The organism is Pseudomonas pisciculturae (genome assembly GCF_015461805.1).
In the GTDB taxonomy this organism is placed as follows: domain Bacteria; phylum Pseudomonadota; class Gammaproteobacteria; order Pseudomonadales; family Pseudomonadaceae; genus Aquipseudomonas; species Aquipseudomonas pisciculturae.
Map to the genome: position 1 here is coordinate 176,049 of NZ_JACVZE010000010.1, position 18,389 is coordinate 194,437.

Sequence of the window (18,389 nt, forward strand, 5' to 3'; positions counted from 1 at the left end):
CATGAGCCGCGCTCACATGGGTATATCGACTGAGTGACGTAGTCGCTTTGCCGGGTCACCGCTAGATTCGCGCTGAGCCAATCAAGCAGGATCAGCCGATGGCGATCAAATGTGTCAACACCCTTGAAATTCGCCTGTCCGAAGCCGTCGAATCGACCTTCGAAGAGACCGCCAGGTCTTGCCTCCAGACACTCCAACTGAGTGCAGGATGCCTGGAGTACACACTGACCCAAAGCACGCGGGAGGTCGGCCTCTGGTGGCTTACCGGCTACTGGGAAAGTGAAGACCGGATGAACCGCTCGTTCAAGAGCGACCCGATGATGCAGCTGCTCAACAGCTTGGTCGACGCGGGGGCCCAGCTGATTTTTTGGCGCTTCGTTCCCGAACCCGCTGTCGCGCAAGACGATAGCGCCAACCGCGCAGCCCTCGATCTCTGAACTGAATTCACCTGTCGTCGATTTGTTATCGGAGTCATCAGTGCTGATACGTACCGTGATGGTGGCCTTGCGCCGCCCCCTTACATTTGTAGTGATGGCCTTACTCGTTTTGATTGTCGGCCCCCTGACTGCCATGCGCACGCCTACCGATATTTTTCCGGAGATACGGATACCGGTGATTGCGGTGGCATGGCAGTACACCGGGTTGCCACCCGACCCGATGGCGGGGCGCATCTCTACGGTTTTTCAACGGCTGCTGACGGCGTCAGTCAACGACATCGAGCACATAGAATCCAATACCTACCCTGGCGTCGGCGTCGTGAAGATTTTCTTCCAGCCGGGCGTCGACATTGCCGTAGCCAACGCGCAGATCACCGCGGCATCGCAGGTTGCACTGCGGCAGATGCCCGCCGGTATCCAGCCGCCGGTGATCCTCAACTACAACGCGGCGACGGTGCCGATCCTGCAGCTGGCACTTTCGGGGGAGGGGTTGTCGGAGCAGCAATTGTTCGACCTGGGTATGAACACCGTTCGAACGCCCCTGATTACTGTGCCGGGCGTTGTGATGCCGTTGCCTTACGGTGGCAAACAACGCCAGGTTCAGATTGACGTGAACCCTGCTGCGCTGCAGGCCCGGGGGCTCTCGGCCCAGGACGTATCTGCCGCGTTGGCGGCCCACAATATTCTGGTGCCAATAGGTAGCCAAAAGATCGGCGAGCTGGAATACACCCTGCAGCTCAACGGTGCGCCTTCGGCGATCGATGAGTTGGGATTGCTGCCGGTCAAAGTGGTGAACGGCAGCACGATCTATCTGCGCGACGTCGCCGATGTGCATGACGGCAATGCCCCGCAGACCAATATCGTGCATGTCGACGGTAGCCGGTCAGTGCTGATGTCGGTGCTCAAGAATGGCTCGGCGTCGACGCTGGCCATTGTCGATGGCATCCGGGCACAGATCGCAGCGCTCAAGCCGGGCTGGCCGCAGGCGCTGGTCGTGCAGCCGATCAACGATCAGTCATTGTTCGTGCGTGCCGCCATCAAGGGCGTTGTGCTCGAAGGGGCCATTGCTGCGGCGCTGACCAGCGTGATGATCTTGCTGTTCCTCGGCAGTTGGCGCTCGACGGTGATCATTGCGGTGTCAATTCCCTTGGCGATCCTGGGTTCGCTGATCATCCTGGCGGCCCTGGGTGAAACCCTCAACCTGATGACGCTCGGAGGGTTGGCGCTGGCCATCGGGATCCTGGTGGACGACGCCACGGTGACCATCGAAAACGTCAACTGGCACCTGGAGCAGGGCAAGGACGTCGAGACGGCCATCCTGGACGGCGCACACCAGATCGTCACGCCGGCATTCGTGTCGCTGCTGTGTATCTGCATCGCGTTTGTTCCGATGTTCTTTCTTGAAGGGGTTTCGCGGTATCTGTTCGTCCCCATGGCTGAAGCCGTGATCTTCGCCATGATCTGCTCCTTTATCCTGTCCAGGACGTTGGTGCCGACCATGGCCAAGTACCTGCTGAAACCGCATCAGGCCCATCCTGAACGCCAACCGGCTTCGCGCAATCCGCTGGTACGTTTTCAGCGCGGGTTCGAACGCGGTTTTGATCGGCTTCGCCAGCGCTATCAGTCTGTGCTCGAAGGTGCGTTGCGCCGCCGTAAAGCATTCCTGCTGGGCTTCATGGCGGTGGTGACACTCTCGTTTGGCCTGGTGCCCTTCATTGGCAGCAACTTTTTCCCGACGGTGGATTCCGGGCAGGTCCTGATGCATGTGCGCGTACCGGTGGGCACTCGCGTGGAGGAGACAGCCTCACGGTTTGCGCAAATAGAAGAGGCGATACGCAGCATCATCCCGGCTGAGGAAATCACCACCTTGGTCGATAACATCGGCCTGCCACCGAGCAACATCAACCTGACCTACAACAATACAGGGGTCATGGGCTCCCAGGACGGCGATTTCCAGATTGCGCTGCGCTCAGGCCACCAGCCGACCGCTGGCTATGTGAAGAAGCTCCGTGAAGTCTTGCCTGAGCGATTCCCCGACAGCACGTTTTCGTTCCCCCCGGCGGACATTGTCAGCCAGATCCTCAACTTTGGTGCCCCGGCACCCATCGACATCCAGGTCAGGGGCAACAATGTTGACGCGAACTTTGCCTACGCGCAGCAACTGCTCAAGCGGATCCGCACGGTGCCGGGCCTGGCCGACGCGCGCATCCTGCAATCGAACAAGGCGCCGGTGTTCAACGTCGACCTGGATCGTACCCAGGCTCAATTGCTGGGCTTGACCACGCGCGATGTCACCAACAGCCTGGTGGTCAACCTGGCCGGCAGCAGCCAGGTCGCACCGACCTACTGGCTCAACCCCACCAACGGCGTGAGCTACCCCATCGTCTTGCAAACGCCCCAGCCAAAGCTGGATTCGTTGGCGGCCCTGGCGAACCTGCCGGTGGGCAACGGCAGCGCCGCGACCGTCACGACCCTCGGCGCGGTCGCGGATTTCAAGCGCACAACGGGCAGCGGCATGGTCAGCCAGTACAACGTTCAACCCATGGTGCAGATCCATGCGGCCACCCAAGACCGCGACCTCGGTGCTGTCGCCAAGGACATCCGGCAGATCATTGCGCAGATGGCCGATGAAGTGCCGCGCGGCAGCACGGTCAACCTGATGGGCCAGGTCCAGACCATGGAACGGGCGTTCTCCGGTCTGTTGTACGGCTTGCTGGGTGCCGTCGTGCTCATCTACCTGTTGATCGTGGTCAATTTTCAATCTTGGGTGGATCCAGCGGTCATCGTCTCTGGCCTGTCCGCCGCGCTTGCCGGGATCGCCTGGATGCTCTTCGCCACGGGCACCACGTTGTCGGTGCCTGCGTTGACCGGGGCGATCATGTGCATGGGGGTAGCCACGGCCAACAGCGTGCTGGTGATCAGTTTTGCCCGCGAGCGCCTGCACGTGCTGGGTGATGCGACAGCCGCAGCGCTGGAAGCCGGTATCGCTCGACTGCGCCCGGTATTGATGACGGCACTGGCAATGATCCTCGGCATGCTGCCCATGGCGTTGGGTCTGGGGGAGGGCGGTGAGCAGAACGCCCCATTGGGGCGCGCCGTAATCGGCGGCCTGTTGTTTGCGACCGTCGCAACCTTGTTGTTTGTCCCGGTGCTGTTCAGCGTGGCGCACCGCAATGATTTTCGTACTGAACCCAAGCCGCACTTAGTCCCTGGAGCAATCTGAGATGCCTGTGAAAACCCACCCTGATCGCAGCCCATCTGGGCGCCTTGTGCTGATCGTTGGGGCAATGGCGACGGCCGGCGTCATCCTTATCGTTGGCTGGGCAAGCCGCCATTCGCAAGCGGGTCAGTTGGAGCAGATGGCCGAGCGCAAACGGATCGCCACGGTTGCACTTGTTGTCCCCCAGCGGGTCATGCCGGCCTCGTTGCAACTGCCAGGGCGTATCGAAGCCTGGTCGCGGGCGCCGTTGTATGCGCGGGTCAGCGGCTACTTGAAGCAGTGGGACCGGGACATAGGATCACGGGTCAAAGCCGGCGAGCTGTTGGCGCAGATCGATGCCCCCGACCTGGACCAGCAGTTGCGCCAGGCGCGCGCAGCGCTGGCGACTGCCCGCAGCGAAATGTCCCTTGCCGGCACCACCGCCAAACGCTGGGAGCAACTGCGAGAGAGCGAAGCGGTATCCCTTCAGGAAGTCGAGGAGCGCCGCGGCGACCTCGCCACCAAGCGATCCCAAGTCAACGAAGCGCAAGCCAACGTCGATCGGTTGCAGGCGTTGCAGGGTTATACCCGGATTGTCGCGCCGTTTGACGGGGTCGTGACTGCCCGTAACACCGATGTCGGCGCATTGATCAATGTCGGGATGACCGTTGGCAGCGAATTGTTCGTGGTCTCCGATGTGAGCCGCCTGCGCGTCTATGTCAGCGTCCCGCAGCGTCAACTGGCGTGGATAAAAGTCGGTACCCGGGCCACACTCAGCGTGCCGGAACGCCCGGGACAGACATTCGATGCCACGGTGCGATCCCTGGCCCAGGCCGTCGATGTTGAAACCGGCGCGATGCGCGTTCAACTGAGCGTGGAAAACCAGCGTGGAGACTTGCTGCCCGGATCGTTTGCCTCTGTGCTGTTTGAAGGTACGCCTGCACCCACTGCGCTCAGCCTCCCTCCCAGCGCGCTGATCGTTGGCAAGGCCGGCGTGCAGATCGCGACGGTCGATGACACCGGCACCGTGCAGCTGAAGCCGGTCACGGTGACCCGTGACTACGGCACCTACCTTGAATTCGCGGACGGGGTCAGGCAGGCCGACCAGGTCATTGCCAACCCACCCGACGGGTTAAGTTCAGGTGACAAGGTACGAATCATGCGGGCTGAGATCACGGCTTCAGAGTGACGCGTTGGCTTTGGTGTCGACCTGGATTCCTGACAGCGTCGTGGCTGCCATTAGTGCAGCATGATCTGGGATATGCTTTAGGTCGATTACTCTATGAATGAGGCTCATCAATGGCGCGTGAAGGATATGCCGACCTGCTGGCGTTTGTGGCCGTCGCACGGGAGCGCAGCTTTACGCGCGCGGCCGCGCAACTCGGCGTTTCGCAATCAGCGCTGAGTCATACCATCCGCTCCCTGGAAACCAGACTCGGCGTACGTCTGCTGACGCGTACCACGCGAAGCGTGGCGCCGACGGAAGCCGGCGAGCATCTGTTCAACAAGCTGGCGCCGCGTTTCGAAGAGATCGAGGCGGGCCTTGCCGAAGTGGTCGAGCTGCGTGATTCGCCTCGCGGGACCCTGCGTATATCAGCCACCGACTACGCGGCGAACTCGGTGCTGTGGCCGCGTCTCGCCGAGTTTTTGCCACGGTTTCCCGATATCAACATCGAAATCGCCACCGATTATGGCCTGACCGATATTGTTGCCGAGCGCTATGACATTGGCGTACGCCTGGGCAATCAGGTTGCCCAGGACATGATTGCGGTCCGGATCGGCCCTGATCTGCGCATGGCGATGGTCGCCTCGCCGGCGTATCTGCACGCACACCCGACGCCACAGGCTCCGGAAGACCTGGCTGCGCATAACTGCATCAATCTGCGGCTCCCAACCCATGGAGGTTGTTACCCATGGGAACTGGCAAACGGGGCCCGCGAAATGCAAGTGCGAGTGCAGGGGCAACTCACGTTCAATGGCACCTACCCGATGCTCGCGGCTGCACTGGATGGCTGTGGAGTGGCTTATCTGCCTGAAGACCTGGTGAAAGATCACGTTGCCGCCGGGCGTCTTTGCTGGGTGCTGGAGCCGTGGTTCCCGACCTTTCCGGGCTTGCACATTTATTACCCCAGTCGGCGACAGTCATCGCGGGCACTCAGCCTGGTCGTGGATGCACTGCGCTACAAGGCCTGAAGCATTCATGAGCCCGCCTCATAGCCGTATCCTTTTCCTGCACCTTAATCACTGACTGGAATGGCACTAGGATCAATTCATCTTTCAAACGCCTTAGAGGGTTAATGATGAATTACCGTTACCTGGGCCGCAGTGCCCTGAAAGTATCGCCGTTGTGCCTGGGTGCCATGATGTTTGGCGGCGAGACCGACGAAGCGACCAGTAAACGCATCATCGATAAGGCCGGTGCCGCCGGCATCAATTTTATCGACACGGCTGACGCCTACCATGCCGGGCGTTCCGAGGAAGTCGTCGGCCGATCCATTGCAGCGCTGCGTGACAACTGGGTGGTGGCCACCAAGTTCGGTTATCCGTCGTCGACTGATGCAGGCCCGAATCAGCAGGGGCAGTCGCGCAAGTGGATTATCCAGAACGTAGAGGCCAGCCTCAAACGCCTGGATACCGACTATATCGACATCCTGTATTTCCACCGCACCCTCAGTGATGTGCCGATGGAAGAAGGCTTGCGAGCGATTGACGACCTGATTCGTCAGGGCAAGATCCGCTATTACGGGGTGTCCAATTTCCATGGCTGGAAAATCGCCGAAATGGTCCGTATTGCCGATTCGCTGGGCATCCAGCGGCCCACGGTCAGCCAGCCGTTGTACAACATCGTCAATCGAAGCGCCGAGGTCGAACAGCTACCGGTCGCCGGCAACTACGGCATTGGCGTTGTTCCCTACAGCCCGCTTGCCCGTGGCGTGCTCAGTGGCAAGTACCCCGTGGACGCGCCGCCGCCGGCTGATACGAGGGCAGGGCGTGGCGACAAGCGTATCCAGCAGACCGAATGGCGCCCCGAATCCCTGCAAATTGCGCAGACCATCGCCCGGCACGCTACTGATCGGGGCACTACGTCCGTGGCGTTTGCCATCGCCTGGGTGTTGAGAAATCAACTGATCAGTGCAGCGATCGCCGGCCCTCGTACCGAAGCTCACTGGGACAGCTACATGGATGCGTTAGGGCTGGCGCTGGGGCCGGATGATGAACAGTTGGTCGACAGCCTGGTGGTGCCGGGCCACGCGTCGACCCATGGTTTCACGGATCCGGGCTACCCGGTTGAAGGTCGTAAAGTCGGTTGAAGCGACTGAGCCTCAGCGGTTGACGTTCTTTGGCAAGTGAGCGGGTGCTGCCTCGCGTTCCAGTGCCGAGCCGTAAGCGAAGCTCTAGCCCATGCAACCCAAGCCAATGGCTGAGACTTGGAGTCCGCTTTTACCCAAATGACGTTTCTGCATGTTTCGTCTCCTTCGCAACCAGGTAACTGATTGGTACACTTTGAATTCCTGTGCATCACTCAACAATTGGCACATTGCCTCATGCACACCTGAGGGGAATTCACTAATGATCCGTGCTGGCCTTCCTGAGCTGACGGCCTTCGTCGCCATTGCCGAGCAACGCAGCTTCAGCGGGGCCGCCAAGATTCTTGGCGTGTCGGCGTCGGCGCTGAGCCATTCCATGCGGGGCCTGGAATCTCGCCTGGAGCTGCGTTTGTTCAACCGCACAACTCGCTCGGTAGCACTGACGGAGGCGGGGGAACAGCTGTTCAATCGCGTGCAACCGCTGTTGGGCGATCTTGAATGCGCGGTGAACGACGTGACCTCAGAGCGCAATACGCCTTCCGGGTCGTTACGGCTGAGCGCGTCGGAATCATCGTTCAAACCGCTGATCCGTCACGTGATGCCTGATTTTTTGCGCGACAACCCTCAGATCCACATTGAATGCATCGCGGACAGTCGCCTGGTCGATATCGTGGCGGATGGGTTCGATGCCGGTATCCGTCTGTTCGATGATGTGCCCCGTGACATGATCGCGATCCGATTCGGCCCGGACATTCGTTTTGCGGCGCTAGCCTCGCCCGACTATCTCAACCGGCATCCCGCCCCCCTTGTACCGCATGACCTCAAGGACCATCGCTGCATTCGCTTTCGCTTCGCCAGCGGTACCTTGTTTCGCTGGGACCTGGGTTACCAGGGAAGAAATGCCAGCATTGACGTCGATGGGCCAATGACAATGGACAACATCAACCTGATGACGGAAGCGGCGTTGGCCGGTATCGGCATTGCGTGGCTGCCGGAGCATCAGGTCGAGGATCATCTGCGGGCCGGTCGCCTGGTTCATCTATTGCCCGACTGGGGCCCTTACTATCCAGGCGCGTGCCTGTATTACCCGGCCAACCGGCACCCGCCGATGGCCCTGCGAATGTTCGCCGAGGCTGTACGTGAATGGGCACGCGGCCAATTGAAATAGGCGCCGCGAGCCCACGCGTCAAGTGCCCGCACTGGACGATTACGGTTGTGACTCACCGTACCAGTAATGGGCAGTGACGCCTCCGTCCATGAGAAAATCGCTACCGGTGATGAAGGTACCTTCAGGCCCCATCAGCAATGCCGCTACGGCGCCCACTTCATCGGGCGTGCCCCCGCGTTTGGCGGCACTGGATTCGATCATGCGTCGGTAACCGTCTCCACGCGGCCCTGACAACTCATCCCGCGCCAACGGTGTAAAGATGATGCCAGGGCTGATGGTGTTCACCCGCGCGCCGCGCTTGCCCCAGCGCACCGCCTGGGCAGCAACGCGCAGGGAGTTGCCACGTTTGGAGATCTGGTAGGCATTCAGAGGGTCGGTTACCCGGTCGGGTTGCAGCATCGGCAACCCGAGCAAATCCTCAGTCGGCGTCAACGCCAGGGCTTTATTCTGCTCTGCGGTAAGGGCTGGCAAACGATGGCCTGACTGCGATGCGATGACGATTGCGGACCCTCCTTTGGCAATGACTTCACCGAACAACTCCAGGACCAGGGCTGTGCCATACAGGTCGACCCGTAAAATGGTCGCAGGTGCAGCCTGGGACGGTGAAACACCGGCGGCATGGATGACGCCGGTGATGTCGCCGATGCTTGCCGAGAACGCGACGAGTGCCTGCACAGATGCGCGCGACGACACGTCAACCGATGACGTGGAGACCTCGAAACCGGCATCGCTCAATACCTTGGCGGCGGCCTTGGCGGTGTCTTCGCGCAGGTCGGCGAGTACCACATGTTTGCCAGCGCTGACACGGCGGGCGATGGCTTGGCCAATCGAACCAGCGCCAATTACCACAGTTACATCGGTCATTTTCGTAGTCTCTGGAATGTCTTGACGCAACTTTACGGTGAGAAACGCTCGGTGATTAGCCGCACGATTGAACGCGCCCTTGTGAGTTGAATTCAGCAGTTGAGGGAATCAGGCCTGACGAGAGTCGCCGCTCAAACGTTCCTCGTCGTTGATGGCCCTTTTTTTGGGCTCATTTTTTGGTGCGCCGGCAGCGCTGCGAACAATAACGAACCTCATCCCAACAGCGCGCCCATTTTTTTCTCCATGTGAAAGCAAGGCCGCATGTCACGCAGGTTTTTTCCGCAAGCTGGCTTTTTTTCACAATCACCCCCCTGTTGATGTCGGTCAGCATTCTCAGCATAAATTTTGAACCTATCCCAGCGGTCATCCCCCTAATGCTGTGCAGATAGCCGCCGGCTCAGGCTGACCCTGGGTTGTCCCATTACACGCAAAAGTAAGGTGATGTATGAAGAGTGAACAAGTCGAAGGTGTAGCAGAAAAGGTTGCAGGCAAGGCACAGAGCGTCGTTGGAAAACTTTTTGGGGACTCGAAGCTGGAAGCCGAAGGGGCTGGACGCCAAGCGGCCGGCCAGCTGACTCAAACCTATGGCGATGCACTGGACAGCGTATCTGCGTTCGTCAAAGAGAAACCAGTCGCCGCGATTGCAATTGGCGCGGTGGCCCTGCTGGTGATGGACCGTCTGTTTCGCCGCTGAGCCGAATGAGAGGACTCGCGTAGGGGCGTTCCTTAACGGCTTGCGCCCTTGGGCGTAAAGCCCTGCTTGCCCGGCAAGTTGACGCCAGAAAATAATCCTCTCGCGCCGCGTAAAGTCAGGTATTCCTCAGCCGATAGCGAATCAATACACACGGTTTTTCGCGCGGCTGAGGGTACGGCATGTTCAATCAAGCACTCAAAACACAACTCGCTGCCAGGACGGCCGAAACCACCGAATTCAAAGGACTGATCGGCGCACTGGAGCGCTCCATGGCTGTGGTCGAATTTGACCTGAACGGCAAGGTGCTGCGGGCCAACGATAAGTTCCAGACAACCTTGGGCTATACAGCTGATCAGTTGGCCGGCAAGCCTCACCGTGAATTTTGTCTACCGGCGCTGACCAACAGCCCGGCCTACAGCCAGTTCTGGGCCGATCTCAAGGCGGGCAAGTTTGTCTCCGGCACGTTCAAGCGGGTGGACGCCAAAGGCCGTACCCTCTGGCTCGAAGCCAGTTATAACCCGGTGCTCGATGACCGAGGCCAGGTGCTGAAAGTGGTCAAGTATGCCCTCGACGTCACCCACAAGGTCGAGCAAGAGGCCGCTATCCACAGCAAGTTGGCCGCCCTTGATCGCGCCATGGCGGTGATCGAGTTCGACTTGAGTGGTGTGGTGCTGGACGCCAACGCCAACTTCTTGAATGTGATGGGTTATGCCCTGGCCGAAATCAAAGGCAAACAGCACCGTCTGTTTTGTGAAAACGAGCTGATCAACAGCCACGAATACGCCGACTTCTGGCGCCGCTTGAACAACGGCGAGTTCTTCACCGGGCAATTCAAACGCCTGGGCAAACATGGCCGGGTGGTGTGGCTGGAGGCCAGTTACAACCCGGTGTATGACGGCGACGGTAAGCTGATCAAGATCGTCAAGTTCGCCAGCGACATCACCGAGCGTGTAGAAAAGTTCGAGGAAGATTCCCGTGGCGCGTCGCGGGCCTACCATATTTCTTCCGAGACCGAGCGCTTCGCCGAACATGGCACCCAAGTGATCCAGGAGACCGCCACCGAGATGCGCCGCATTGCCGACAACATTGGCGAATCTGCAAGGCTAGTAGGGCAGCTGGGCGAACGTTCTGAACAAATCACCGCCATCGTCAATACCATTCGCGGCATCGCCGACCAGACCAACCTACTGGCGCTCAATGCGGCCATCGAAGCAGCCAGGGCAGGGGATCAAGGGCGTGGGTTTGCGGTGGTGGCTGACGAGGTGCGGCAACTGGCCGGGCGTACCAGTCGCTCCACGGCAGAAATTGCCGAGATGATCGGTATGATCCTCTCTGAAACCCGCGACGCGGTGAGCAGCATGCAAGCGACCCAGGAAGGCGCACAAAGAGGCGTTAGCCTGGCGGACCAGGCCGGCTCCGTGATCTTGCAGATTCGCACCAGTACCAGTGATGCGGTCGAAGCCGTCAGTATGTTTGCGTCGAAGCTGGACGAGTCGGACGTCATTCCCAAAACTGCCGCAGGTTGGATGGGCTGATCAGGATACGCCGGCCAGCAGCAGGGCCGGCGCACCCTGGCCGCTACAGCAGGGTAAACGGGTAATCGACGATCAGCCGCAGCTCGTTCAACTTGCCATCGCCCTGGTCGGCATTCGACGACACGATGGCATCGCGCACCCGCAGCGACAGGTTTTTTGCAGGGCCGCTCTGGATCACGTATTTGGCTTCCAGGTCGGTCTCGTGGTGCGCGCCATCCGAGCCGTAGTCGTTGACATACGCGCTGTGCTCCGGTGTGTGGGTGCCGTCGATGTCGGAACCGTTGATGTAGCGGCCCATGAAACTCAGCCCCGGCACGCCATAGCTGGCCATATTCAAATCATAACGAATCCCCCACGACTGCTCGCCCGGGCCGTTGAAGTCGCCCCATTGCACCGAGTTGGCCAAAAACACCGAATCGCCGCCTTCGCCCGCGCCGTTGTTGCCGGTGCCAATGTAGTCAAACGGCGTGTCGCCATGCACTTTCTGGAACGACAACGTCAGTGTGTGGGCCTGCATAAACGAATACGCCGCCGCCAACGAGTACGTGGTGTTGTTGATCGCACCGGCCTTGGCGCTGCCGGTGTCGAGGGTGCGGTAGAGGTTGCCATCAAGCGCCAGGGATTGGTCATGCGCCAGCGGGATCACGTAGTTGAGGTTGGTGTAGTACTGGCGCCAGATGTCTTGCAGCTCACCGGCATACAGCGTCGCGCTCAGCGACGGCGTGAAGGTGTATTTGCCGCCGACAAAGCTCGCACTGCTGGCGGGGATATTGGCGTAGGTCGCATAGATATCGTGGTCATGATTGCTGGTCATGCCGCTGTTGGTGCTGGTGAAGTGCCCGGCTTCCAGGTCCAGCCCGGCGATTTCGCTGCTGGTCAAGTCAAAACCGGTGGCGGTCTGCGGCAGCAGGCGTGTACCGCCCGTAGCGAAGACGGGGGCAGTGGGTTGCATATCACCGAATTTCAGTTCGGTTTTGGACACCTTGATTTTCACCGCAGCGCCCACGGAACCGTAGGCATTTTGCGGGTCGCCATGGCGGTCGGTGGGCAAATCGCCGGTACCCGCGTCCTCATGGGTGGCGTCCAGTTTCAGCCCGCCGTAGGCGTAGGCATCGACCCCGAAACCGATAGTGCCCTGGGTGAAGCCCGAGGCGTAGTTGAGCATCGCGCCTTGGGTCCAATCGCGGTTATCGGCCTTGTTGCTTTGGCGATCGCGGTCGAAGTAGTAGTTACGCAACAAGCCGGTGAGGCTGCTGCCCTCGACAAACCCCTTGGAATCGGCCTGGTCCGTCACGGACTCGGCAAAGGCCATCTGACTGATACCGGCACACACGGCCAGTGCTAACAGGCTCGACTGTTTGATCATGTAATTAGCTTCCCCAGGATAATGAACGCGCGCACAGAAACACCGCACTGTTTGAAAGGTGCAAAAGGTTTTTTGGCAGAGTTTGGTAAGTGAGGCGTTACGGTTTTTTATTGTGTTCGGCGTGGTTGCCGAGGCTGATTCTAAGCACAGTTTGCGGGGGTTGCAGCGGGGCAGAGGATGAAACTCGATTAATAAAACTTCACGTTTTTTAATCGGCGAGGGGCGTAGGGTAGGGCTTGTCTTAGCCGCTCTGCTTCGACAACATCCTTTGGTTGCCGCCGCAGATATTGCGGCGGATTTTTTCGTTGGCGTTGTTGTTTAGTGAGTGGCTTGGTTGAACTTAGTACGCCAAGCCTTGCAGTGCGATACCCATCGCAAACGGGGTCACGTTAGCGGGCGCAGCCTTCATCTGATTGCGATAACCCAGCGGGCTGGTGCCCAGCTTTTTCTGAAACACGCGCCGCATGCGCTCCTCACGCCCAAAGCCAACCGTTTCGGCAATCCGCTTGATGGGCTCACTGGTTGTCGCCAGTACGCGACAGGCCGCCTCCAGGCGCAAACTCTCTACCGCTTGAGCCGGTGTCTCACCCGTGGCAGCTACATAGGCCCGTGCAAAATGGCGCGGGCTCATGCCGAATTGCTCAGCCAACTGCTCCACCCGTAGGTCGCCATTGAGGTTCCCCGCTATCCAGGCATGCAGGCGCGCCAGCCGCACATCGGGGTCGGTGCGCAAGGCGGTGGTTTGGGCGTTGAGCGAGGCACTCAATTGCGGTTGTTGTGCCGAGCGCCACAGGAACACCGTGAAATAGCGGGCCAGTGCCAGTGCGGCCTGTGGGCCGAGATCGTGCTCGACCAACCCAAGGGCCAGGTCGATACCGGCGGTGGCTCCGCCACAGGTCCATAGATTGTTGTCATGCAGGTACAACGCGTCGGTCTGGCAGATGACCTTGGGGTAGCGTGCTTGTAATTCCTCGGCGAATTTCCAATGAGTCACCACCTTGCGCCCATCCAGCAGCCCGGCGGCGGCCAATGCGAAAGCACCGGTGCCGATCGAGCACAGCCGGCGAATGTGGGGCGCGCGCCGGCTTAGCCAGGCACAGGCCTGCTCGTTCGCTTCCAGCGCCGCCATGCCCGGGCCGCCCGCAACAATCAACGTATCAATGACCGGCGCCTGGTGGTCGACCTGTTCCAGCGACAGCGTGGTGGCGCTGATGCCGGAGACCGAAGTGATCTGCCCGCCCAGCGGTGAAGCGAGCAGCAGCCGATAAGGTGGCTGCGCGACAAAGTCACCCCCGAGCAGGCGCGGAATCGCTGCGAACACCTCCAGTGGCCCGGCTGCGTTGAGCAACAGCAGGTCGTCAAAGGCGAGTACGACGACCGTGCGTGTGGCGCTGTCCGACGTGGCAGGAAAGGAGGGGTGTTTGGCATGGAGCGGCACGGCGAGCCTCGACATACTGGGTTCAACGCAAAAATGAGGCCACGACAATGACGCTAAAACCTGACGCTGCCAAGCACCCCCTGTTGCGGCGCCTGCTCGTGCTGGCGTGCCTGGCGACGGCGTTGGTCGTGCAACCGGTGTCGGCGGCCCTGCATGTGGGCGATCAAAGCGGGTTGATCCAAGCCATGCTGCACGCCGCAGGAGAGGACAAGGACCTGCCGGATGCGCTGGTGTGGCACCCGTTCACAGCCGGCACCACGTTACTTGAAGCCCTGAGCGCAGGCGCAATCGACGTCGGCGTAGTGGGCAACGCGCCGCCGATCTTTGCCCAGGCGGGTGGGTTTGATGTGCGCATCATCGGCGTGGCGAAGGGGGCACAGAACAACAATGCGCTGTTGCTGCCCGAAGGGTCGAGCGTCCAGCAAGTTGCCGACCTGAAGGGCAGGCGCGTGGCGGTCGCCAAAGGCACCAGCGGGCATTACCTGTTGTTGGCGGCGTTACGCCAGGCCGGGCTGACATCGCGGGATGTGAACATTACCTACGCGAGCCCGATTGATGCGCAAAACGCCTTCGCCAGTGGCCGGCTGGAGGCGTGGTCGGTGTGGTACCCCTTTGTCGGGCAGGCGACTTCCCGTGGGGCACGCATACTGGTTGACGGCAGCTCGTGGCCGGAAGCCGGGCAGAACTTCACCGTAGCCAGTATCAAGGCCCTGGCGGATCCTGATCGCGCCGCGCAGGCTGGCGACCTGCTGGCGCGACTGGCAAGGGCGCAAACCTGGGCCACCGCACACCCGGATGCCTGGGCCGAAGTGTTTGCCCAGACCACTCGACTACCGGTGCCACTGGTGCGCGACATGCTGGCCCACCAGAACCTGAGCTACGCCCCCATAGACGCATCAGTGATCGCCTTGCAACAGCGCATTGCGGATATGTTCGCCGCTGAGCGCGTGATCCCACAGCCGCTGGACGTCGAACATATGTTCGACTCGCACTTCAACGCCTTACTGCCAACGCCTAACTGACTGTTCGTTTTCAGCCTTGCCGGCCTACGCCCGGCAGGGGTTCCTGCACCTGGAGAAAAGCCATGCACCGCACCACGCTCAAGCGTCAGAAGACCGGTCTTATCGGCGTAGACCACGCCCGCAGCGCCGGCGGCTACACCTTGTTTGCTCCGCAAACAGCCGATGGCAACGTGTTTTTGATCGACCTGGAGGGCGAAGTCGTACACCGCTGGAAGTTGCCCCAGCGGCCTGGTCGCGATGCTGTGATCCTGCCCAACGGCAACCTCGGCTACAACGGCAATCACCCCGATTCCCCTGAACTCTTCCCAGGCTGGGCGGTATGGCACGGCGGCGCATTCAGCGAAGTCACCCCAGAAGGCGAAGTAGTGTGGCAACACACTGATCTGCTGCACCATCACGACGCCCAATGGCTGGACAATGGCAACCTGCTGTACACCACCGTCGAACCGTTGAGTGCTCAGTTGGCAAGCCGCGTGGTGGGCGGGGTTCCCGGCAGCGAGGCCGCAGGAGGGGTGATCTACGCGGACGTAGTCAAGGAGGTCGATCGCCAAGGCCAAGTCGTGTGGGAATGGCGCAGCTGGGAGCACCTCAACCCTGAGGACTACCCGCTGCATGACACCTTCGAGCGCTACCACTGGCCGATGACCAATGCGGTGTCGCCAGGCCGCGATGGCAAGGTCATTCTCAGCCTGCGAAGTGTCTCGTCAGTGATTGCTGTGCAGCGTGGCAGCGGTGAGGTGTTGTGGCGTCTGGGCCACGACCTGGTGGCGCAGCAGCACTGCCCGAGCGAGCTGGAAAACGGCAATGTGCTGGTGTTTGATAACGGTATTTCCCGTCCGCATATCAGCATGCCGCATTCGCGCATCCTCGAAATTGACCCGCTGACACAGCGCATCGAATGGCAATACGCCGACACGCCAGGTTATGCCTTTTTCACGCCGTTCATGGGGGGCGCCCAGCGGTTGCATAACGGCAATACGCTGGTGACCGAGGCCAACTTCGGCCGTTTGTTCGAAGTCACACCGGCTGGCGACGTGGTGTGGGAATACATCAACCCGCATTTCGCCACCTACCCGGATGAAGCGTCCCGTCGCTACCTACCGGGGGAAAACAACGCGATCTTCCGCGCTCACCGTTACCAGCGCCAAGATCTGCCCTGGCTACGTGATTGACCAAACGGTGAGCCAGCTGTTGACGTGATTACTCTTTGACGTCCATGAACTCTTCAGCCCACGCCACATAGCTTTCCGGCAACGTGTAGGTGTGGGTCAGCTCAGTGGCACTGAGGTTGGAGGTGCTGTGGGTCAACTGGCGCTGGGCGCGCAGGCTGTCATAGGTGGCCTTGATCGCCGCAAAGTAAGCGCCGTGACCGGCTACCACCACGCGTACGCCAAGGCTGGCCAGACGCTCTGCGTCATGCAGCTTGGGGTTGCCGTAGGTCACCAACATCAGCGGTACCGTGAGGTGCTCAGCGATCTTTTCCAGGTGATCAAAATCACTCACGCCAACCATGCAGATGCCATCGGCACCGGCTTTTTGATACGCCTGGGTGCGTTCGATCACCGCCTCGGTCGGCAGCACGCCGGCGTTGGTACGGGCGATGATCGACAGTTCTGGATCAACTCGTGCTTCGAGCGCAGCGCGGACTTTGCCGATGCCTTCATCGATAGAGATGAGATCGGTGGACTTACGCCCGAATTGCGCAGGCAGCAGGGTGTCTTCAATAGTCAACGCGGCCACGCCGGCGCGCTCAAGCTCTTCGACAGTGCGCATCACGTTCAAGGCATTGCCGTAGCCGTGGTCGGCGTCGGCAATGAACGGCAGTTGGGCGACGCGGCCAATACGGGTGGCCTGCTCGACAAACTCACTCAGCGTGATAAGCGCGAAATCGGGCGCTGCCAGTACCTGAAGCGAGGCCACGGAGCCTCCCAGGATGCCAACCTCAAAACCCAGGTCGGCGGCAATGCGTGCAGACATCGGGTCAAAGACAGAAGCGGTTTCAACGCACGTTGGCGTTGCAAGCAGTTCACGGAAATTACGGCGCAGGGCTGTGTGAGACTTTTTCGGCATGATCTTTCCTGGTTGGGGCCATTGACTGCATACGATCAATGCCTATTGGTAGACCTGTGAGACTACCATGTAGGAAAACGCAGGATTATGACGTTTGAGAATGGGCTATGCGTAATGCACATACGGGTGCACCTCAATAGGGCACAGCTCACGCACTAAATGCATATAGCGCATTATTACTGAATTAGGTTATGCATTATTAGTATTTTACATCCAGCGCTCAGCCCTTCATGGTGACCCCCTCATGAATACTGCCGAGACCGCGCGCGCGGATCGACCTGAACTGTCTATCAAGACATCTGGAGACGAACGTGCGTTACCTGACGAAACTGGCGACCGGCATAGCCGCTACCTTGCTGTGCCTGACGGCGCAGGCGCAAACCCTGGTGGTGGGCGACCAAAGCTACAACGCCCAGGCGGTAATGGAAGCGGCGGGGGTGTTGAACGATCTGCCTTATACCCTTGAATGGAAGCAATTCACCGCCGGCTCGCCGGTGGCCGAAGCACTGAACGCCAACAGCCTGGATATCGGTTTGTTGGGGGATGCGCCGGTGTTGTTCCTGGGCGCATTGGGCGCTCCGATCAAGGTGATTGCCGTCACCCGGCAAAACCTGGAGGGCGTGGCCATCCTGGTGAAAAAAGAATCGTCGATCCATAGCCTCGCCGACCTCAAGGGCAAGCGCGCCGCCGTATGGAAGGGCTCCTGGAGCCAGCAACTGCTGTTCACCGCCCTCGACAAAGCTGGCGTGCCACGGGATTCACTGGAGCTGCGCTACCTCAGCGCACTGGACGCTTCCCACGCACTGGAAGGCGGTTCGGTTGACGTCATCGCCACTTGGGAACCCTACGTTACGCAGCAAGAGCGACAGGGTGCTCGTGTGCTGGCGACCGCTGAGGGGTTGATTCCGGCCCAAAGTTACATTGCCGCCAACACCAAGGCTGTGGACGCCAAGCGCGCACAGATCAGCGATTTTCTCCAACGCTTGAAGAAAGCCCGCGAGTGGACCGCCCAAAGCCCAAGCAACACCGACGCCTACGCAGATGCGTGGGCCAAGCGCACCCGGGCCGACGCCGACATTGCCCGCGCCTGGTTTGCCAGGGCACGCACAACGGTTGAGCCACTGACAGCCCAGTCGCCGGTGGAGGCGCAAAAGACCGTGGACTTCTTTGCAGGCCAGGGCCTGGTCAAGTCTTACCCGGCAGCCAGCCTGTTCGACGCCTCTTTCTCGGCCTCGTTACAACCCGCCGTCGCCAAACAACAGCCCTGAACGCGCTGCAAGGAATACCT

The 18,389-nt window shown here is 60.2% G+C and carries 15 protein-coding genes and 2 pseudogenes; 12 read left to right on the forward strand and 5 right to left on the reverse strand.

Going from position 1 to position 18,389, the window contains the following annotated elements; genetic code table 11:
- Window positions 1-98: 98 nt before the first annotated feature.
- The 6 genes from ICY20_RS24780 to ICY20_RS24810 all read left to right on the forward strand — a co-directional run bounded on the left by ICY20_RS24780 (window position 99) and on the right by ICY20_RS24810 (window position 8,112).
- Window positions 99-437 carry an antibiotic biosynthesis monooxygenase family protein gene (locus tag ICY20_RS24780; protein WP_194938855.1) on the forward strand — a complete coding sequence of 113 codons (339 nt, stop codon included), beginning with the start codon at window positions 99-101 and terminating at the stop codon, window positions 435-437.
- A 58-nt stretch (window positions 438-495) separates the two neighbouring features.
- Window positions 496-3,660, forward strand: coding sequence for an efflux RND transporter permease subunit (locus ICY20_RS24785; protein WP_194938895.1), 3,165 nt, complete (start codon window positions 496-498; stop codon window positions 3,658-3,660).
- A 1-nt stretch (window position 3,661) separates the two neighbouring features.
- Window positions 3,662-4,825, forward strand: a complete 1,164-nt coding sequence (locus ICY20_RS24790) for an efflux RND transporter periplasmic adaptor subunit (RefSeq protein WP_194938856.1) — start codon at window positions 3,662-3,664, stop codon at window positions 4,823-4,825.
- A 110-nt stretch (window positions 4,826-4,935) separates the two neighbouring features.
- On the forward strand, window positions 4,936-5,829 hold the full coding sequence (locus tag ICY20_RS24795; protein ID WP_159957496.1) for a LysR family transcriptional regulator: 894 nt from the start codon (window positions 4,936-4,938) through the stop codon (window positions 5,827-5,829).
- Window positions 5,830-5,936: 107 nt separating this feature from the next.
- Complete coding sequence (locus ICY20_RS24800; protein WP_159957498.1) at window positions 5,937-6,947, forward strand: aldo/keto reductase; 1,011 nt, start codon at window positions 5,937-5,939, stop codon at window positions 6,945-6,947.
- Between the two features lie 259 nt (window positions 6,948-7,206).
- Complete coding sequence (locus ICY20_RS24810) at window positions 7,207-8,112, forward strand: LysR family transcriptional regulator (RefSeq protein WP_159957500.1); 906 nt, start codon at window positions 7,207-7,209, stop codon at window positions 8,110-8,112.
- 39 nt (window positions 8,113-8,151) lie between these two features.
- Here the strand turns inward: ICY20_RS24810 and ICY20_RS24815 are convergent, their stop codons facing one another.
- A complete protein-coding gene (locus ICY20_RS24815; RefSeq protein ID WP_159957502.1) occupies window positions 8,152-8,976 on the reverse strand; it encodes an SDR family oxidoreductase in 825 nt (274 codons plus the stop codon).
- A 169-nt stretch (window positions 8,977-9,145) separates the two neighbouring features.
- On the reverse strand, window positions 9,146-9,277 hold the full coding sequence (locus tag ICY20_RS24820; protein ID WP_194938896.1) for a DUF2256 domain-containing protein: 132 nt from the start codon (window positions 9,275-9,277) through the stop codon (window positions 9,146-9,148).
- A gap of 144 nt (window positions 9,278-9,421) precedes the next feature.
- Between ICY20_RS24820 and ICY20_RS24825 the strand changes: the two genes are divergently transcribed.
- The 3 genes and pseudogenes from ICY20_RS24825 to ICY20_RS28500 form a co-directional block, all read left to right on the forward strand.
- Window positions 9,422-9,670, forward strand: a complete 249-nt coding sequence (locus ICY20_RS24825; protein ID WP_105521589.1) for a CsbD family protein — start codon at window positions 9,422-9,424, stop codon at window positions 9,668-9,670.
- A gap of 269 nt (window positions 9,671-9,939) precedes the next feature.
- Window positions 9,940-10,617, forward strand: a pseudogene (locus ICY20_RS28495) (PAS domain-containing protein); the annotation flags it as partial.
- A 111-nt stretch (window positions 10,618-10,728) separates the two neighbouring features.
- Window positions 10,729-11,205 (forward strand): annotated as a pseudogene (locus ICY20_RS28500) (methyl-accepting chemotaxis protein); the annotation flags it as partial.
- Between the two features lie 43 nt (window positions 11,206-11,248).
- On the opposite strand, the gene ICY20_RS24835 reads toward ICY20_RS28500, so the two are convergent.
- Window positions 11,249-12,571, reverse strand: coding sequence for an OprD family porin (locus tag ICY20_RS24835; protein WP_159957506.1), 1,323 nt, complete (start codon window positions 12,569-12,571; stop codon window positions 11,249-11,251).
- A 340-nt stretch (window positions 12,572-12,911) separates the two neighbouring features.
- Window positions 12,912-14,009: a GlxA family transcriptional regulator gene (locus tag ICY20_RS24840; protein ID WP_324187964.1), complete on the reverse strand. Its 1,098-nt coding sequence runs from the start codon at window positions 14,007-14,009 to the stop codon at window positions 12,912-12,914.
- 47 nt (window positions 14,010-14,056) lie between these two features.
- On the opposite strand from ICY20_RS24840, the gene ICY20_RS24845 reads away from it, so the two are divergent.
- Both ICY20_RS24845 and ICY20_RS24850 read left to right on the forward strand, forming a co-directional pair.
- Entirely contained in the window at window positions 14,057-15,031 is a 975-nt protein-coding gene (locus ICY20_RS24845; RefSeq protein WP_194938858.1) for an ABC transporter substrate-binding protein, read from the forward strand.
- 62 nt (window positions 15,032-15,093) lie between these two features.
- A complete protein-coding gene (locus ICY20_RS24850) occupies window positions 15,094-16,203 on the forward strand; it encodes an aryl-sulfate sulfotransferase (protein WP_194938859.1) in 1,110 nt (369 codons plus the stop codon).
- Window positions 16,204-16,231: 28 nt separating this feature from the next.
- Here ICY20_RS24850 and ICY20_RS24855 read toward each other — a convergent pair whose 3' ends face one another.
- Window positions 16,232-17,101 (reverse strand): isocitrate lyase/PEP mutase family protein, encoded by an 870-nt coding sequence (locus tag ICY20_RS24855; RefSeq protein ID WP_159957514.1) that lies wholly within the window; start codon window positions 17,099-17,101, stop codon window positions 16,232-16,234.
- 311 nt (window positions 17,102-17,412) lie between these two features.
- Here ICY20_RS24855 and ICY20_RS24860 point away from each other — a divergent pair, with 311 nt between their 5' ends.
- Window positions 17,413-18,369 carry an ABC transporter substrate-binding protein gene (locus ICY20_RS24860; protein ID WP_194938860.1) on the forward strand — a complete coding sequence of 319 codons (957 nt, stop codon included), beginning with the start codon at window positions 17,413-17,415 and terminating at the stop codon, window positions 18,367-18,369.
- The last annotated feature ends 20 nt before the right edge of the window (window positions 18,370-18,389 follow it).

What these genes read in the sequence shown, in the direction of transcription:
- ICY20_RS24825 (WP_105521589.1), top strand. Translation starts at nt 9,422, where the DNA reads ATGAAGAGTGAACAAGTCGAAGGTGTAGCAGAAAAGGTTGCAGGCAAG.
- ICY20_RS24850 (WP_194938859.1), top strand. Translation starts at nt 15,094, where the DNA reads ATGCACCGCACCACGCTCAAGCGTCAGAAGACCGGTCTTATCGGCGTA.
- ICY20_RS24800 (WP_159957498.1), top strand. Translation starts at nt 5,937, where the DNA reads ATGAATTACCGTTACCTGGGCCGCAGTGCCCTGAAAGTATCGCCGTTG.
- ICY20_RS24855 (WP_159957514.1), bottom strand. Translation starts at nt 17,101, where the DNA reads ATGCCGAAAAAGTCTCACACAGCCCTGCGCCGTAATTTCCGTGAACTG.
- ICY20_RS24785 (WP_194938895.1), top strand. Translation starts at nt 496, where the DNA reads ATGGTGGCCTTGCGCCGCCCCCTTACATTTGTAGTGATGGCCTTACTC.
- ICY20_RS24795 (WP_159957496.1), top strand. Translation starts at nt 4,936, where the DNA reads ATGGCGCGTGAAGGATATGCCGACCTGCTGGCGTTTGTGGCCGTCGCA.
- ICY20_RS24810 (WP_159957500.1), top strand. Translation starts at nt 7,207, where the DNA reads ATGATCCGTGCTGGCCTTCCTGAGCTGACGGCCTTCGTCGCCATTGCC.
- ICY20_RS24845 (WP_194938858.1), top strand. Translation starts at nt 14,057, where the DNA reads ATGACGCTAAAACCTGACGCTGCCAAGCACCCCCTGTTGCGGCGCCTG.
- ICY20_RS24790 (WP_194938856.1), top strand. Translation starts at nt 3,662, where the DNA reads ATGCCTGTGAAAACCCACCCTGATCGCAGCCCATCTGGGCGCCTTGTG.
- ICY20_RS24835 (WP_159957506.1), bottom strand. Translation starts at nt 12,571, where the DNA reads ATGATCAAACAGTCGAGCCTGTTAGCACTGGCCGTGTGTGCCGGTATC.
- ICY20_RS24780 (WP_194938855.1), top strand. Translation starts at nt 99, where the DNA reads ATGGCGATCAAATGTGTCAACACCCTTGAAATTCGCCTGTCCGAAGCC.
- ICY20_RS24815 (WP_159957502.1), bottom strand. Translation starts at nt 8,976, where the DNA reads ATGACCGATGTAACTGTGGTAATTGGCGCTGGTTCGATTGGCCAAGCC.